The following is a 17,615-nucleotide window of genomic DNA, read 5'->3' on the forward strand; positions in this document are numbered from 1 at the left end:
CTTTATTCAAAATATTAAAGGTGTTTTTTCCAATCAGCGATACAATTCTGAATCAACTGACAGGTGTCATTAAAGAATGCTTGATCGTGTTGGTAAGGATCCGCAATATTTTTTTCACGCCAGTGCCCCAAGCGAAAGGTTTTGCCTTTTGCGTATGGCCATGTTTGTTCGATATGCTTCTGTTGGTTCTGGCTCATGACAAGAATCAAATCCGCATTTTTGACCAATTCAGCATTCAGTTTACGCGCCACATGATCTTGCATATTTATACCGAAATTTTGCATACATTGTAATGCTTTATCATCTGCAGGATGGCCAACTAAGCCTGAAATCCCAGCAGAATGAATTTTTCGATCAGGGTATGCATCTTTTAGGAAATATTCTGCCATGGGACTTCGACAGATATTGCCAATACAGACCACTAAGATATTTTTAAAATTCATCAATTCCCCAAACGATCTAAATTATATAAAGCATTTGAGAAAGGAATAACTTGGTTGACCACACGTTGCCAACGTGTTAGACCCGTTGCATCAACATACACGATATCATTACTTCGCATTTTAAACTGATTGGCGAGGCCAAAATTGGCAATGCTGGACAGATCCATATGGAAGATTTCAGTTATCGGAGAGTCAGCTTGACTGCGTACTACATAAATACGGCTGCTGCTCGCAGACAATGGATTTAGCCCTAAGCTCTCCCCAATCACATCACTTAAAGTCATGCCTTGATCACGCATTGGAAGAGATTGGTTTTTACCTGACTCACCCATGACATAGATTTTTTGGTTTTCACGCGAGTTTACATAAATCGTATCGTTGGCTTGTACCAAAAGATTGTGTAGTGAAAACCCAGCTTTTTCGAGCTCAATTGAATTTAAGTTATAGGTTTGACCATTGCGAACCAGACTAATCGACGTATTCGCACCAAATTGTGTATTGACACCACCGGCTAAACCAAGTGCAGTATAGATACTGGTGGGTTGGTCATTCAGTGAATATTGACCACCTTTCATGACATTGCCTTGTACTGAATAGCGTTGACCTTGGTAAGACAAAACTCGCGCAATAACATCAGGCGTTTTTAAATAACGGGCAAGTAACTGACGAAGTTCTTGATTCACTTGATCTAAACTTTTGCCAGCCGCTTTATAACGTCCAATAATCGGAAATTGGATATAGCCACGAGAGTCGATTTGATAACCATTGGATTTAATCGCTTCTTCATTATTAATGGTATTGGTGGGTGGTGTAATTTCTGGATATGCCCATAGATAAATGGATAATACATCGCCAGGGCTGAGTAGATATTGTTTTTGATTTTGTAGAAACAAATGCCCCAAATCATGATGGACATTGACTTGAGCAGGTTGAACAGCAAAAAGGGACTCTTGAGTGAGTTTGATGACATTGACTTGAGTCCCCAAATCCGTCTGAAAAACACCTTCTTCTGGCAAATCATAAGTTTGCAGACCTGAAGTTACAGCGCAACCTGTAAAACTTAAGCTGAGTGCTAATAATAAACTATAGCGGTAGTAACTCACTCGAATTCCTATCATTTTTTAATTAGTAGAATATTTAAAATAGATTCAAAAATCTAAGCTGATATTTGTTGAGCTATATTATAGGAATAAACCTATAACGCCTAGCGCCAATGTGAATATAAAACCCTTTTTTGTTGCTTGATTGTGATTAAGATCATGGAGTTATGTAATTATTTTTTTCAATTGTGATCATTTTACATCAATATTTAATTTGGGATCTGTTATATTAGGCGCCGTTAAATTGATATTAAATACTATAAGGTATAACGGATGCTGAATGTATCGAATTTAAAAATAGCAGTGATTGGTTTAGGTTATGTAGGCCTGCCATTAGCAGTAGAATTTGGGAAGAAAATACCTGTTGTAGGATTTGATATTCATCATAAACGCGTTGATGAGTTAAAAAGTGGTCAAGATCACACATTGGAAGTTTCACCACAACAATTATCGGAATCAAAACAATTAAGCTTTTCAGCGGATTTAGAAGATTTAAAACAATGTAACTTTTTTATTGTGACAGTCCCAACACCGGTGGATGAAGCAAACCGTCCTGATTTAACTCCTCTAAAAAAAGCCAGTGCGAGTTTGGGGCAGGTGATTAAAAAGGGGGATATAGTTGTCTATGAATCTACTGTTTATCCAGGAGCTACAGAGGAAGTTTGTATTCCAGTATTAGAGCAAGTGTCTGGCTTGAAATTTAACCAAGACTTCTTTGCTGGTTATAGTCCTGAACGCATTAACCCAGGCGATAAAGTAAATACGCTGACTAAAATTAAAAAGATAACCAGTGGTAGTACACCTGAAGTAGCTGAATTTGTTGATCAAGTCTATTTGTCCATTATCACAGCAGGAACACACAAAGCATCAAGCATTAAAGTAGCTGAAGCAGCGAAAGTCATCGAGAATACACAACGTGATATTAATATTGCTTTAGTGAATGAGCTCTCCGTGATATTTGATCGATTAAATATTGATACTCTAGATGTATTAGAGGCAGCAGGAAGTAAGTGGAATTTCTTACCTTTCCGTCCAGGTCTAGTCGGTGGTCACTGTATTGGTGTTGATCCATATTATTTAACACACAAAGCGGAAGAAGTAGGTTATAACCCGCAGGTGATTTTAGCGGGTCGTCGTATTAATGACGATATGTCTCGTTATGTTGCTCACTCTACGATTAAACGCATGATTCAAAATGGCATTGATGTCACTACAGCAACTGTAGGTGTATTAGGTGTAACTTTTAAAGAAAATTGTCCCGATATTCGTAATAGTAAAATTGCAGATGTTATTAATGAGTTTAAACAATGGAATGTTAACGTGGTTGTTTGTGATCCTTGGGCGGATGCAGAAGAAGTTAAGCATGAATACGGTATTGAATTAGGTGTCGTGAACTCTGAAAATCAGGTGGATAGTTTGGTTGTCGCTGTGGGACACAATGAGTTTCGCCATATGACGGCAACTCAACTGCGCGAATACGTCCGTGGAGATAAGCCTGTTTTGGCAGATGTAAAAAGCTTATTTGATCGCGAGCAATTAACTGCTGAAGGCTTTACAGTATTCCGTCTCTAATATTATTTAAATGTTTGAAAGAAGTTTATAGAATGAAGAAATTTGCCCTTATAGGTGCGGCAGGATACATCGCACCACGTCACTTAAAAGCAATTAAAGAAACAGGTAACACTTTGGCTGTTGCAATGGACGTAAATGATTCAGTAGGGATTATGGATAGTCATTTTCCTGAAGCTGAATTCTTTACTGAGTTTGAAGAGTTTGAAGCTTATGTAGAGGATCAAAAGCTCAAAGGTGAAAAACTGGATTATGTTGCGATTTGTTCACCGAACTATCTACATGCACCTCATATGAAGTATGCCTTAAAAAACGGCATCGATGTAATTTGTGAAAAACCATTGGTTCTTAATTCAGAAGATCTTAATTTATTGTCTGAATATGAAAAACAATATGGTGCTAAAGTAAATTCAATTCTTCAGTTACGTTTACACCCATCCATTATTGCTTTACGCGATAAAGTACAAGCTGCGCCAGCAGATAAAGTATTTGATGTTGACTTAACATATCTGACTTCACGTGGTAAATGGTACTTAAAATCTTGGAAAGGTGTTGATAATAAATCAGGTGGGGTAGCAACCAATATTGGTGTGCATTTCTACGACATGCTGCATTTTATCTTCGGTAAAATTGTAAAAAATGAAGTTCATTACCGTGATGAAAAAACTGCATCAGGTTATTTAGAATATGAACGTGCTCGTGTTCGTTGGTTCTTGTCTATCGATGCAAATAATTTGCCGTCGAATGCTGTAAAAGGTGAAAAGCTTACTTACCGTAGTATTACGATTGAAAATGAAGAATTAGAATTTTCAGGTGGCTTTACAGATTTACATACCCAGAGTTATCAACGTATTTTGGAAGGCAAAGGCTACGGTGTGGAAGAAAACCGAGCAGCAATTGAAACAGTGGAAGTTATTCGTGTTGCTCCTATTGTGGAAAATCCTGCGAATCCACATCCATTATTAGCTAAAGTAAAATAAATCAGGGAATGATTATGAATTTTTATCAACATGAAACAGCGATTGTTGATGAAGGTGCGCAAATAGGAAGCGATTCGCGAGTTTGGCATTTTGTTCACGTATGTGGCGGTGCCAAAATCGGTCAAGGCGTATCTTTAGGACAAAACGTATTCGTTGGCAATAAAGTCGTCATTGGCGACCATTGTAAAGTTCAAAATAACGTGTCGGTATACGATAACGTGACCTTGGAAGAAGGTGTATTTTGTGGACCAAGCATGGTTTTCACCAATGTGTATAACCCTCGCTCTTTAATTGAACGCAAAGACCAATATCGTAATACCTTAGTTAAAAAAGGTGCAACACTGGGTGCGAACTGTACCATTGTTTGTGGTGTGACGATTGGTGAATATTCGTTTGTCGGTGCTGGTGCAGTCATTAATAAAGACGTACCGGCGTATGCATTGATGGTAGGTGTTCCAGCAAAACAAATTGGTTGGATGAGTGAGTTCGGTGAACAGTTAGATTTACCTTTAACTGGTCATGCAGAATCTGTGTGTTCACATACAGGTGCGATATACCGATTGTCTGGTAGCACTGTAATCAAAGAACAGGCATAAACATGATTGAATTTATTGATTTAAAAGCTCAGCAAGCTCGTTTAAAAGATAAGATTGAAGCGGGTATTCAAAATGTATTAACACATGGTCAATACATTTTAGGTCCTGAGGTAAAAGAGTTAGAAGAAAAACTTGCTGCTTATGTCGGTGCAAAATACTGTATTACATGTGCAAATGGTACCGATGCCTTACAAATTGCACAAATGGCGTTTGGTATCGGTCCGGGTGATGAAGTGATTACGCCCGGATTTACCTATATTGCAACAGCTGAAACAGTTGCAATATTGGGTGCGACGCCTGTCTATGTCGATGTTAATCCAAAAACATATAATTTGGATGTTGAACAACTAGAAGCAGCGATAACCCCGCGTACGAAAGCAATTATTCCAGTAAGCTTGTACGGTCAATGCGCTGATTTTGATGCAATCAATGCAATTGCAGCGAAATATAATATTCCTGTTATTGAAGATGCAGCGCAAAGCTTTGGTGCAACCTATAAAGGTCGTAAAAGTTGTAACTTAACTACTGTAGCTTGTACAAGTTTCTTCCCAAGTAAGCCTTTAGGTTGCTATGGGGACGGTGGTGCGATTTTTACCAATGATGATGAACTGGCAAAAGTGATTCGCCAAATTGCACGACATGGTCAAGACCGTCGTTATCATCACATTCGTGTAGGTATGAATAGTCGTTTGGATACATTACAAGCTGCCATTCTTTTACCAAAACTTGAAATTTTGGATGAAGAAATGCAAGCACGTCAGCGTGTAGCAGAAACCTATACCAAATTGTTTAATGAGGCGGGTATTGATACTACACCATGTATTGAAGCCCATAATCAGAGTGCATGGGCGCAATATACCATTCAAGTTGAAAGTCGTGATGATGTACAAGCGAAGCTGAAAGAGCGGGGTATTCCTACAGCGGTACATTACCCAATTCCATTGAATAAGCAGCCAGCAGTAGCTAATGAGAATGTAAGCTTACCTGTTGGTGATGCAATTGCTGAGCGCGTAATGAGTTTGCCAATGCATCCTTACTTGACTGCAGAAGCGCAAGAAAAGATTGTTGCGGCACTTTTGAGTAAATAAGTTGTGAAAAGCCTTCTTGATAAAGTTAATGCAAAGTTAAATGCACAAGGGGGCTTTTTAAAAGCAGTATCCGTCTTGGTTGGAGGTACTGCTTTTGCTCAGTTAATTGGTTTTTTGTGTTTACCCATATTAACGCGTTTATATACTCCAGAAGACTATTCAGTTTTAGGTGTGTATGTTGCAATAGTGGCTATTTTAGCTGTAATTTCATGCTTAAGATTTGATATAGCCATCCCTATTCCAGAAAATGAAAATGATGGAAAGGCTTTATTGCTCTTGTCTTTTTTGAGTAATACAATTTTTAGCATAATTCTTTATGCAGTACTTTTTATAAGTTATCCATACATACAACATTATAAAATAATTGATCAGCTATCTTACTGGATTTGGTTAATTCCACTTGGTGTACTTGTATCAGGGTTTTATTCTGCCCTCCAGTTTTGGGCAACACGACATAAACGTTTTAAAGATATTGCTAAAACTCGTATGACACAAGCTATATCTGGAAATGCTGCAAGTTTAGCTGGTGGTATGTTTTCTGTTGGGTTTGGTGGGTTGATTGTTGGGCAGCTTTTAAATTTCTCTGGTGGGCTATTTAAATTGGCTATAAGCGCAAAAAAAGATTTAGACTTGGTAAAGCATGGACCATTAAAAGAAACTTTTTCAAAATATAGTAATTTTCCTAAATATTCTACATTCGAGGCATTAGCTAATACTAGCGCTATCCAATTACCTTTAATTATTATTGCTTCATTTGTTGTAGGACCAGAAGTTGGTTTTTTAATGATGGCTATGAAAATTTTGGGTATCCCAATGGGATTGATTGGTACATCAATTTCTCAAGTCTATCTTGCTAATGCAAATCAGTATTTAGAAAATGGTCAATTATATAACTATACTAAACAAATTGTTGCTAAAATATTCAAATTGGCCTTAGCTCCTTTTCTTTTGCTTGCATGTTTAAGTCCATTTATATTTGGTTTTATATTAGGTGAAGAGTGGAAGGATTTGGGTATGTATATTTTATATATGATTCCTTGGTTTTTTATGCAAATAGTTACTTCGCCAGTTTCAATGAGCTTACATGTCATTAAAAAACAGAAAATTGCATTGGCTTTACAAATTTTTGGATTTTTTCTAAGAGTTATTGTTCTTTTATTTATCGCAATTTCTTATAAAAATGAATCTGTATTCTATTATATAGCATCAGGATTTATTTTTTATTTAATATATTTTTTGGTAATTTTACGATGTATAAAGATGCTGAGAACTTGATATGTTTTTAATGTTTTCAATGTTTTCATTTGTTCTCTCTTTTTATTTTTTTAAAAAAGCCTCTGGAAGCTTAAGTTTAAAAAAAATGAATATGATTTCGTGGGTATTTTGGTATTCATTAGTAATACAATCTTTTATTGCTTCTATTTTAGTTGTTAATCATATTGATGGGCACTATGGAGTTAGTAAAATATATTTTGAGGATTCACGTATATATGGTTGGTTGGCTGTACAATATTGTATGATATTTTTGCCAATATCTATGTGGTTAACCTTAATTTTCATTAGGAAAAAAACAAATAATAGGATCGCATTAAAAAAATATATAGATAAAAAATTAGTTTCGGTTATATCTATCAAAGATATTGCTTTTCGTAATATTCTATACTTTTTTAGTTTTATTTCAGTAATGTCAGTTTTTTATTCATATGCCAGCGTAGGGATGTATCCATTTCAAGGGTATATTTCTGGATTGGATATTGCAAATCTAAGACAAGATGTTGGGCGTGGATTTTCTGGGATTGTATATATTAAAAATATCTTTGGTTTAATTTTAACACCTATTTTTTCCTATATTTTTTATTGTTATTATCGCTTATATCGAGAAAAAACTGATTTAATATTTTTTGTTGTTTTATTTTTTTCAAGTATTTGTGCTGTGACATTTGATTATGCTAAATCACCTTTAATATTTTATTTGTTAGGTTTCTTTTTTATAAAAGTGGCCTTAGGTGATAATATTAATTATTTTAAGATTTTTAAGTATTTTTCATTGTCTTTGGCATTGTTAATAATATTTTATTTAATAACAGGGTTTGATGGCAAAATTTTAGATCTATTTAGCTCTTATAACTCAGGTATCATAGGTAGATTGGTAATATCCCAAGCATTTGGAACGTATTTGTCGTTTGATTTATATCCATATGTACATGATCATATCGGATTCGCATCGTTAACTGATCTTATAGGTGAACCTAGGGAAAGAATGGCAAGAGAAATAATGTTTTCTGTAAATAATCAAGGTGTTATTGACGGTGTGGCCGGTGTTGTTAATACTTTGTTTATTGCTGAAGCGTGGGCAAATTGGGGTGTGATGGGGGTTTTATTATCAGTTTTTTGGGTTGGCTTTGTTATTCAGTTGATTTATTCAGCATTTATTTATTCAGATAAAAATCCTTTAAATTTGGGTATATATGCATATTTATGTTGTAAACTTCCTTTAACGGGTGGTGTTAATGAGTTTATATATAATCCTGGTTTGTTTGTTGTTTTGTCTTTCTTGTTTATTGTAAAATATTTTGTGAATTTTAGAATTTATGGTAAGTAGTTTAAATACTTCGTTGAATATATACAGAGATTGAAATTGAAAAAGAGTATGGATGATTTAAGTTCTAGAAAAATGAATATGATTTTTCATTGCCCATTTCCTTTGGATTTAAACTCTAAATCTGCTAGTGGAATACGACCTCAAAAAATTTTAAAAGCTTTTCAGGATTTTGGTTTCAATGTGGATTTAGTTGTGGGTTATACAGATGAACGACGTACTGCTATTAAAAAAATAAAAGAAAAAATTAAAAATGGATTTAAGTATAGTTTTGTTTATTCAGAAAGCTCGACTATGCCAACAGCTTTGACTGACCCAAGTCATTTGCCTTTTAACCCTCTTATGGATTTTAATTTTTTCAAATTTTTAAAAGCAAAAAATATAAAAATTGGTTTATTTTATCGAGACATTCATTGGAAATTTGATCACTATGGTATTGGTTTGCCTTGGTATAAAAAGCAAATTGCATTATTTTTTTATAATTTTGACTTGAGGAAATATAGTGAGTTGGTTGATGTATTTTATTTACCATCAATAGAAATGGCTAAATATGTTGACTATATCGATTTAAAAAAAGTAAAAGCTCTACCTCCTGCACATGATTTAAATAGTTTAGTTGATCGAGTAGATTTAAATAGACCTTTAGAGCTGCTATATGTTGGAGGCGTAGGGGAGGGATATAAGCTAGACAATTTATTTGCAGCTATGAAAGTGTGCCAAGATGTTGAATTAACAGTATGTACTAGAAAAGATGATTGGTTAAAAGTTGAAGATGATTATGGTCAAGTACCTAAAAATATCAAAATAGTACATCAAAGTGGTTTAGAATTAGATGAACTTTATAGAAAGTCACATATAGCAGTTTTATTTGTAGAACCTAAAGACTATTGGGAGTTTGCAGTTCCATTTAAATTATATGAGTATCTTGGAAGAGCCAAACCAGTTATTGCTTGTAACAATACTTTGGTTGGAAATTATATTAGTTTGAATGGGATAGGTTGGTCAATTGATTATACGGTTGACTCCTTAATTAGCTTGTTAAAAACATTGGATAACTCAAATATAGAGGATAAACTGGCCAACGTTTATAGAGTAAGGTTGGAAGAAACTTGGGAAAGTCGAGTTTTTCAAGTTATGAATGATTTATCCGAGATTTTAGATTAATTTTTTAGGTAAGAAAGTGAAAAAAATACTTGTATTAAGCGAGAGTTATCCAAGCCCTCATAATATTTATAGCATGGGTTTTATTCATAGTAGAAATATAGAATATATCAAACTAGGTGTGGATGTTACTGTCTTAAGTTTTAGTTCTAAAGAAAATTATGTTTATGAAGCTGTAAGAGTAGTATCTTCTAGTACTGCTTTGAACTTTGAGGAGTATGATGCTATCGTTTCTCATGCTCCTAATTTAAGAAATCATTTAAGAATAATTTATAAAAATTATGCTCAAATCAAAAAAATTGTTTTCGTATTTCATGGGCATGAGATACTTTTTATGAGTCGGTATTATCCTAAACCCTATAGTTGGGAAAAAAGCAGTGAGCATTCGTTTCTTAGATTATGTTATGATTTTTTTAAATTAAAAGTTTTAAAGCTTTTTTTAAATTTAGATAAAGTCTCTGCAATTTATGTAAGTGAATGGATGAGAGAAGCTGCACATGATTCGATAGGTAAAAATAATTTTCAAAATGAAATTGTAGTGAATAATCCCATCAATTATGCTTTTTATGAAGGAAAGTATAACTACAATAGTTTTTCTGAATTTTCTGAATTTTCTGAATTTTCTGAATTTTCTGAATTTTCTGAATTTTCTGAATTTTCTGAATTTTCTGAATTTTCTGAATTTTCTGAATTTTCTGATTTTGTGACGATCCGACCATTAAATGGGGCTAAATATGCAGTTGATTTAGTGGTTGAATTGGCTAAAGCTAATCCATCATTAACATTTGATATCTATGGTAAAGGAGAATTTTTTTCTTACAATCCTATACCAAGTAATGTCCGTCATATTAATAAATTTATTGAGCAAAAAGACATTCCTAATTTATTAGACAATTATAAAGCTGCTGTTATGCCTACACGCTTAGATGCCCAAGGTGTGATGATGTGTGAAATGGCAAGCTATGGCATTCCTATAATTGTTTCTGATCTGCCTGTGTGTCATGAAATGTTGGATGGTTTTTCCAATGTAACATTTGTTGAAAATGATTTGTTTATTAAAAAACAGATCAATATTGATGACTTAGTTTCTTTGAATGATATTGCTAGTATAGAAAAATTTGACCCCCAAAAACTTGCGTCTAAAGAGCTTAAGTTTATATTATCTTGAATTGGTCTTTGCTTATGAAAATTTTATGTGTATTTGGAACTAGGCCAGAAGCGATTAAAATGGCTCCTTTGGTATTGGAATTGCAGCGAAATCTGAATTTTGATACAAAAATATGTGTAACCGGACAACATAGACAGATGTTAGACCAGGTTTTAGATTTATTTAATTTAACTCCTGATTTTGATTTAAATTTGATGAAACCGAATCAAACTCTATCAGATATTACCTCAAATATTTTAGATGGATTGAATGGTGTTTTTAGAGAGTGGACTCCAGATTTAGTGTTAGTGCATGGTGATACCACGACGACTTTTGCTACATCTTTATCGGCTTTTTATCATAAAATAAAAATAGGTCATATCGAAGCTGGTTTAAGAACTGGTAATTTGTATTCTCCTTGGCCAGAAGAAGGGAATAGAAAGTTAACAGGTGTTCTAGCTAATTATCATTTTGCTCCAACAAAATCTTCATTTAATAATTTGATAAAGGAAAATGTTGATCCTAAAAATATTGTGATTACAGGGAATACGGTCATAGATGCTCTACTGCAGATAAGTAATAGTATACATATGAATAAAAAACTAGTTGCTCAATTTAACGAGCAATTCAGTTTTCTCGACAAAAATAAAAAAATGATACTTGTTACTGGTCACCGGAGAGAAAATTTTGGTCAAGGTTTCCTGGATATCTGTCAGGCTTTGACTAACCTAGCAACTAAGTATCCAGAAATACAAATAGTATACCCTGTTCACTTAAATCCTAACGTACAGGAGCCTGTTAAAAAAATGTTATCCAATATAGATAATGTTTTTTTAATTAATCCTCAAGATTATTTACCATTTGTTTATTTAATGCGTTCGTCTTATTTGATTTTAACAGATTCAGGTGGGATACAAGAAGAAGCACCTTCTTTGGCTAAACCGGTTTTGGTTATGCGTGATACTACTGAACGGCCGGAGGCCGTTGAAGCAGGAACTGTGCGACTAGTTGGTACCAACTCAAAAAGTATAGAGGAAGCTGTTACTGAGTTGTTAACAAATCCTGCTATATATTCTAAAATGGCAGAAGCTCACAATCCATATGGTGATGGCACGGCTTCTCAAAAAATCGTAGAATTTCTAAAGCAGCTCTAAACAATTTTGTATATGTATAAAGCCAATCAATATTAATGTCTAGCTTTTAGTAATTGATTAAATTTTAAGGACATTTAAAGTAGAGTATGTATTATATGGTTTTTATAAAATTTAAATTCTTATGAAAAAACAAAAGAAAATTTGGATCATTAATCAATACGCCTCTACTCCTGAAACAGGGATGGGGGGGCGTCATTATTATTTAGCTGAAGAACTGGCCAAGCAAGGTCATCAGGTTTTTTTAATTGCAAGCAGTTCTAGTCATCTACTGCGTAAGCCCCCCCAGCTTCAAGACGATTTTAAAATTGAACAAATTTCTGAAAACATGCAATTTGTTTGGGTTAAGCTACCAGAATATGCTGAAGCACATAGCAAACAACGTGTTTTTAATTGGTTTATTTTTTCAAACAAAATTAGACAGCTTAGAACGGTGATTCAAGAAAAACCGGATTTAATTCTATTTTCGTCTCCTTCACCTATAGGTTATCTAGGTTCTAAATGGTTAGCCAATTTTTATAAAGCTAAATATTGTTTTGAAGTACGGGATATTTGGCCTCTCACTTTATTAGAATTAGGCGGTTATACCAAAAATCATCCCTTTATTCGTCTAATGCAATGGATTGAAGATTGTGCTTATAAAAAATCTGATTTTGTAATTTCTAACTTATTTAATGCTGTCGAACATATGCAGTCTAGAGGAATGGTTAAGGGTAAATTTCATTGGATTCCAAATGGATTTTCATTGGATGAAGTAGCTCACCCCGAGCCTTTGCTAGATCAGACGATTTCATTAGTTCCTAAGAATAAATTTATTATTGGCTATACTGGAACAATTGGTGTAGCGAATGCGATAGATACTTTAATCGATGCTGCAGTGCTTAGTCGGGATGATGAAACTATCCATTATGTTTTAGTTGGTGGTGGTAAAGAGAAACAAAGCATGCAAGACAGAGTGTCGAGTTTAGACTTAACCAATATCACGTTTATTGATCCTATACCTAAAAAGCAAATTCAATCAATGCTTACTCTCTTTGATGCTTGTTATATTGGCTGGCATAAAAATTCTTTATACCGCTTTGGTATAGCACCAAATAAATTGCCTGAATATCTATACTCCGGGCGCCCAATTATTCATGCTTTTTCGGGTAATGGTGATCCAGTTGAAATTGCAAATGCCGGAATAACTGTTGAGGCTGAAGATCCAAAAGCAATTTTAACAGCTATACGCTCTATTAAAAATATGACCCAAGTTGAAAGAGATCAAATGGGGATCAATGGCCATAATTTTGCAACTGAAAATTTACAATATAAACAATTATCTAGGAAAATTTTAGAATTACTAAAATAGTCTATTTTAGTTAAAAGGTATATCTGACATGGTTGTATATATGGCTATTATTTTTTTTATTTTAGCGTTTGGTTTCACATATCTAATGCGAGCTTATGCACTTAAAAAAAATATCATAGATAATCCTAATGAACGTAGCTCCCACAGTGTACCCACGCCGCGAGGTGGTGGTGTTGCTGTAGTCTGTAGTTATTTATTAGCACTGCTAGTGCTGATGTATAACCAACAGTTGACATTATATATTGGGTTAACGCTTATGGCTGCAGGATTTATCATTGCTTTACTGGGCTTTCTCGATGACCATGGGCATATCAACTCCATGCTACGTTTAGCAATCCATTTTTTGGTTGCAATTGGTGTTGTAATAAGTTTGGGCGGTTTTAGTGAAGTCACTGTCTTTAATGGTTTAGAGCTTGGCGTTATCGCCAATATTATTGCTGCTCTTTTTTTGGTGTGGTTATTAAACTTATACAACTTTATGGATGGTATTAATGGTATCGCCAGTGTTGAAGCAATCACCACGACAGTCAGCATGGCAATTTTATACTATGTTCTGAGTTCATCTTTAAATACGGATCTTCTTTTATTACTCGCAGCTTCTGTATTTGGTTTTTTATTATGGAATTTTCCCAAAGCTAAGATTTTTATGGGTGATGCCTGTAGCGGCTTTTTAGGTTTAACATTAGGTATTTTGGCCCTTATTGCTTTAAAAGAAAATTTAGGGCTGTTTTGTGCATGGATTATTTGCCTAGGTGTCTTTATTGTAGATGCAACATATACACTTGTTAAACGTGTATTGAGTGGCTACAAAATGTATGACGCGCATCGAAGTCATGGCTATCAAATTTTATCACGCAAATGGGGAAGTCATACGCCAGTGACCATGGGTGTTCTATTGATTAATATCTTATGGCTATTCCCAATCGCTTACTTCACAGTTCAAGAATATTTTGTTATGCCTGAACTGGGTGTTTTAATTGCTTATTTACCTTTGGTACTCATAGCAGTTTTCCTAAAAGCAGGGAATCCTGATGCCTGAGCAAAATACAACTTTACCTGAATTACTCATTCTAGGCGCTGGTGGTTATGGTCAAGCATTGGCTGAAGTCGCACAATTGTTAAATCGGTGGTCTAATATCTATTTTGTGGATGATCAATGGCCGAACAAGAAGGTAATCAATGGATTTAAAGTTGTTTCAAATATAGTGGGTTTAAAAGAATGGATTGAAAATAAGTATGTTGAGGGCATTGCTGCTGTAGGAAATAATCAAATTAGACGCAAATGGCATGAAATTCTTATGGCGCATGATATACCTTTGGCTACTATCATACATCCAAGCACAATTATCAGTCCGAGTGTAAAAATTGGAAAGGGCGTTTCAATTATGGCGGGTTGTATATTAAGCTCCAATGTGATTATTAAAAATGGTGTCTTATTAAATTTAGGTGTACTTCTTGACCATGATGTCGTGGTCAGTGAATATGCACATTTAAGTGTTGGCGTTAAATGCGCTGGGGGAGAATTAATTGAAGAGAATGCGATTTTGAAGTAATACATTGATATATTCAAATCACTCATCAATTAATGCATAACGATCAATATGAAAGAAGGTCTATGTGAAAAATTTAATTATAAGCTTAGCAGCGAGTTCTAGAGCATTAAAACAAATATTTTTAGTGGCTTTAGATTTGTTTATTTTTCCTATTCTGATTTGGCTATGTTATGCCATTCGCCAGTTTGATTTAGGCGTAGAAGTTGTGCCGAATCTGGCTTTTGGATCTCTTTGGGTATCTTTGATTGCAGTTTGTGCATTGGGCTTAGCACGAATCTATAGTTTTATTGTAAGAGCCTTTAACGAAGCCTTCATTTTCCAGTTAGGTTTAGCGACAACACTCACTGTTTTAGCACTATACGCTTTAGCTTATTTTACTCATGCATTTATTCCGACCTCAATTCCGTTGATGTTTGGATTTATGATGTTTGCATGGATTTGGCTCAGTCGAGGGATCATTAGGGCTTTAGTTAAATATGTATTACATGCAGATATCCCAAGAAAAAGAATTGCCATTTATGGAGCAGGTTTTGCAGGTCAACAAGTGGCAGCCATGCTGAATAATTCTGATGAACATTTACCTGTGCTTTTTTTAGATGATGATGTTACGCTTGCCGCGAAGAATATTGGTGGATTAAAAGTCTATCATGCAGCAGATGCGGAAAAAGTGCTGAACAAGCATCAAGTCAATGAAATTCTGATTGCTTTGCCTTCGGTGGGGCGTCAACGTAAAACAGAAATTATTAAAAATTTAGAACCTGCACATTTAAAAATTACCGAGATTCCAGGCTTAACAAAACTGGTTGATGGTGAAATACGACTGTCGGATATTCAAGAAGTCGATATTATTGACTTGCTCGGTCGTGATCCTGTACCTCCTGTCGCCCATCTACTTTCAAAAAATATCACCAATAAAATTGTGATGGTTACTGGTGCGGGTGGGTCGATTGGGTCTGAACTATGTCGTCAAATTATCAAAAATCAACCTAAGCTTTTGGTCTTATATGAATTGACTGAATTTGCACTGTATAGCATCGATAAAGAATTGCGCCAAAAAACAGAGTTAACCATTATTCCAATCTTAGGCACAGTACTGGATCAGCAGAAGCTCGAGCGTGTCATCGCACAATATCAAGTACAAACTGTTTATCATGCAGCGGCATACAAACATGTCCCTTTGGTGGAGTGTAACCCGATTGCAGGTGTAAAAAATAATGCAGTCGGTACGGCCTTTAGTTTAAATGCAGCTGTACGAAATCAAGTGGAAACATTTGTGCTAATTTCAACGGATAAAGCGGTTCGTCCTACCAATGTCATGGGGGCTACTAAGCGTATGGCGGAGCTCTATTGTCAAGCGATGGCAGAGGCTCAAGATCACACTCAGGTGAGTATTGTACGTTTTGGCAATGTGCTCGGCTCATCGGGTTCAGTGGTTCCGCTTTTCAAGCAACAGATTGCGAAGGGTGGTCCAATTACAGTGACGCATCCTGAAGTTACACGATACTTTATGACCATTCCAGAAGCTTCTCAGTTGGTGATTCAAGCCGGCGCTTTAGGTGAGGGTGGAGACGTATTCTTGTTGGATATGGGGGAGCCAGTCCGTATTCAAGATTTGGCGCGACAAATGATTTCACTCAGTGGATTAACCGTCCGTGAAGAAGGATCACAAACAGGTGATATTGCGATTCAGTATTCAGGTTTACGTCCAGGTGAAAAGTTATATGAGGAATTATTAATCGATCAAGAAGATACACAGATTACCGAGCATAGTCGGATTCTAAGATCGTTTGAAAAATCGTATCCTTTGGATGAAATTTTACCCATATTTGACCGTTTCTATGATTTAACCGCAACACATGAAGATGTTGATTGGGTGTTAACTCAACTAGAATACTATGTAGATGGATATCAACGCGGTGCTGAAATTCGCGTAAACTAAAATAATTGCAAATTGACATTTGCAATTATCAAAATTTTGAAGAGTTGTATTATGTCAATTAAGAAAGCAGTTTTGCCTGTAGCCGGTCTTGGTACACGTTTTTTACCTGCGAGCAAATCGATTCCTAAGGAAATGGTGACGGTGGTCGATCGTCCTGCGATTGAATATGTGGTCAAAGAAGCGATTGCTGCGGGTATTGAACAAATTATTTTAGTCACACATGCTTCAAAAGCATCTATTGAAAACTACTTCGACCGTAGTTTTGAGCTGGAAACGACCTTAGAACAAAAAAAGAAATTTGATTTACTCAAAGAAATTACCGAAATTTTGCCCGCGCATGTGAGCGTGATCAGTGTGCGTCAGCCACAACCTTTAGGTTTAGGGCATGCCGTACTGTGTGCAAAAGATGTGGTAGGTGATGATGATTTTGCAGTATTACTTCCAGATGTTTTAGTCAAAGATTCGTCAGCGGCTAATGACTTGAGCTTGATGATTCAGCGATATAACGAATCAAAAGCATCACAAATTATGGTTGAAGCTGTCCCTGACCAGATGGTCGATCAATATGGGATTGTGGATGTGGCTGAGTCACCGCTTGAGGGGCAAAGTATCCAAATGCAAGGTATTGTTGAAAAACCTGCAGTGGGTACAGCACCATCGAACTTATCTGTAGTAGGGCGTTATATTTTACCTGCAAAAATCATGCAATTGCTTGAACAAACACCAAAAGGTGCGGGCAATGAAATCCAACTCACCGATGCAATCGCGATGCTTCAACAAACAGATGTGGTAGAAGCCTATCGTATGAAGGGTCAAACCTTTGACTGTGGAAGCAAGCTGGGTTATTTAAAAGCGGTATTGCATTACGGTATGGATCACCCAAGTTTAGGCGAAGCTTTTAAAGTCATGATTAAAGACTTAAAACTTTAAAACGAGTA

The 17,615-nt window shown here is 35.4% G+C and carries 16 protein-coding genes; 14 read left to right on the forward strand and 2 right to left on the reverse strand.

Annotated elements, in window-relative coordinates:
• Positions 1–14: 14 nt before the first annotated feature.
• A complete protein-coding gene (locus AC1M9N_RS10940) occupies positions 15–443 on the reverse strand; it encodes a low molecular weight protein-tyrosine-phosphatase (protein WP_481590661.1) in 429 nt (142 codons plus the stop codon).
• Positions 443–1,546, reverse strand: a complete 1,104-nt coding sequence (locus AC1M9N_RS10945; protein WP_481954749.1) for a polysaccharide biosynthesis/export family protein — start codon at positions 1,544–1,546, stop codon at positions 443–445. The genes AC1M9N_RS10940 and AC1M9N_RS10945 overlap by 1 nt, the downstream gene beginning before the upstream one ends.
• A 270-nt stretch (positions 1,547–1,816) precedes the next feature.
• On the opposite strand from AC1M9N_RS10945, the gene tviB reads away from it, so the two are divergent.
• From tviB to galU, 14 genes are all read left to right on the forward strand, one after another.
• Positions 1,817–3,115: a Vi polysaccharide biosynthesis UDP-N-acetylglucosamine C-6 dehydrogenase TviB gene (gene tviB, locus AC1M9N_RS10950; RefSeq protein WP_481954750.1), complete on the forward strand. Its 1,299-nt coding sequence runs from the start codon at positions 1,817–1,819 to the stop codon at positions 3,113–3,115.
• A gap of 32 nt (positions 3,116–3,147) precedes the next feature.
• Positions 3,148–4,092 carry a Gfo/Idh/MocA family protein gene (locus AC1M9N_RS10955; RefSeq protein WP_092767955.1) on the forward strand — a complete coding sequence of 315 codons (945 nt, stop codon included), beginning with the start codon at positions 3,148–3,150 and terminating at the stop codon, positions 4,090–4,092.
• 14 nt (positions 4,093–4,106) lie between these two features.
• Complete coding sequence (gene wbpD, locus AC1M9N_RS10960; RefSeq protein WP_481954751.1) at positions 4,107–4,688, forward strand: UDP-2-acetamido-3-amino-2,3-dideoxy-D-glucuronate N-acetyltransferase; 582 nt, start codon at positions 4,107–4,109, stop codon at positions 4,686–4,688.
• A gap of 2 nt (positions 4,689–4,690) precedes the next feature.
• Positions 4,691–5,776 (forward strand): DegT/DnrJ/EryC1/StrS family aminotransferase, encoded by a 1,086-nt coding sequence (locus tag AC1M9N_RS10965; RefSeq protein ID WP_481954752.1) that lies wholly within the window; start codon positions 4,691–4,693, stop codon positions 5,774–5,776.
• A 3-nt stretch (positions 5,777–5,779) separates the two neighbouring features.
• Positions 5,780–7,051, forward strand: a complete 1,272-nt coding sequence (locus AC1M9N_RS10970) for a lipopolysaccharide biosynthesis protein (RefSeq protein WP_481954753.1) — start codon at positions 5,780–5,782, stop codon at positions 7,049–7,051.
• Between the two features lies 1 nt (position 7,052).
• Positions 7,053–8,378, forward strand: a complete 1,326-nt coding sequence (locus tag AC1M9N_RS10975) for an O-antigen polymerase (RefSeq protein WP_481954754.1) — start codon at positions 7,053–7,055, stop codon at positions 8,376–8,378.
• A gap of 48 nt (positions 8,379–8,426) precedes the next feature.
• A complete protein-coding gene (locus AC1M9N_RS10980) occupies positions 8,427–9,539 on the forward strand; it encodes a glycosyltransferase family protein (RefSeq protein ID WP_481954755.1) in 1,113 nt (370 codons plus the stop codon).
• Between the two features lie 16 nt (positions 9,540–9,555).
• Positions 9,556–10,704 (forward strand): glycosyltransferase, encoded by a 1,149-nt coding sequence (locus AC1M9N_RS10985; protein ID WP_481954756.1) that lies wholly within the window; start codon positions 9,556–9,558, stop codon positions 10,702–10,704.
• Positions 10,705–10,718: 14 nt separating this feature from the next.
• Positions 10,719–11,837, forward strand: coding sequence for a non-hydrolyzing UDP-N-acetylglucosamine 2-epimerase (gene wecB / locus AC1M9N_RS10990; protein WP_481954757.1), 1,119 nt, complete (start codon positions 10,719–10,721; stop codon positions 11,835–11,837).
• A 121-nt stretch (positions 11,838–11,958) separates the two neighbouring features.
• Positions 11,959–13,185 (forward strand): glycosyltransferase family 4 protein, encoded by a 1,227-nt coding sequence (locus AC1M9N_RS10995; RefSeq protein WP_481954758.1) that lies wholly within the window; start codon positions 11,959–11,961, stop codon positions 13,183–13,185.
• Between the two features lie 40 nt (positions 13,186–13,225).
• Positions 13,226–14,224: an MraY family glycosyltransferase gene (locus tag AC1M9N_RS11000; RefSeq protein ID WP_481954759.1), complete on the forward strand. Its 999-nt coding sequence runs from the start codon at positions 13,226–13,228 to the stop codon at positions 14,222–14,224.
• Positions 14,217–14,738, forward strand: a complete 522-nt coding sequence (locus AC1M9N_RS11005; RefSeq protein WP_481954760.1) for a PglD-related sugar-binding protein — start codon at positions 14,217–14,219, stop codon at positions 14,736–14,738. Before AC1M9N_RS11000 ends, AC1M9N_RS11005 begins: the two co-directional genes overlap by 8 nt.
• A 64-nt stretch (positions 14,739–14,802) precedes the next feature.
• Positions 14,803–16,677, forward strand: coding sequence for a polysaccharide biosynthesis protein (locus AC1M9N_RS11010; RefSeq protein WP_481954761.1), 1,875 nt, complete (start codon positions 14,803–14,805; stop codon positions 16,675–16,677).
• Positions 16,678–16,728: 51 nt separating this feature from the next.
• Positions 16,729–17,607 carry a UTP--glucose-1-phosphate uridylyltransferase GalU gene (galU, locus tag AC1M9N_RS11015; RefSeq protein ID WP_481954762.1) on the forward strand — a complete coding sequence of 293 codons (879 nt, stop codon included), beginning with the start codon at positions 16,729–16,731 and terminating at the stop codon, positions 17,605–17,607.
• Positions 17,608–17,615 lie beyond the last annotated feature (8 nt).

Source organism: Acinetobacter sp. ANC_7655, from assembly GCF_056784015.1.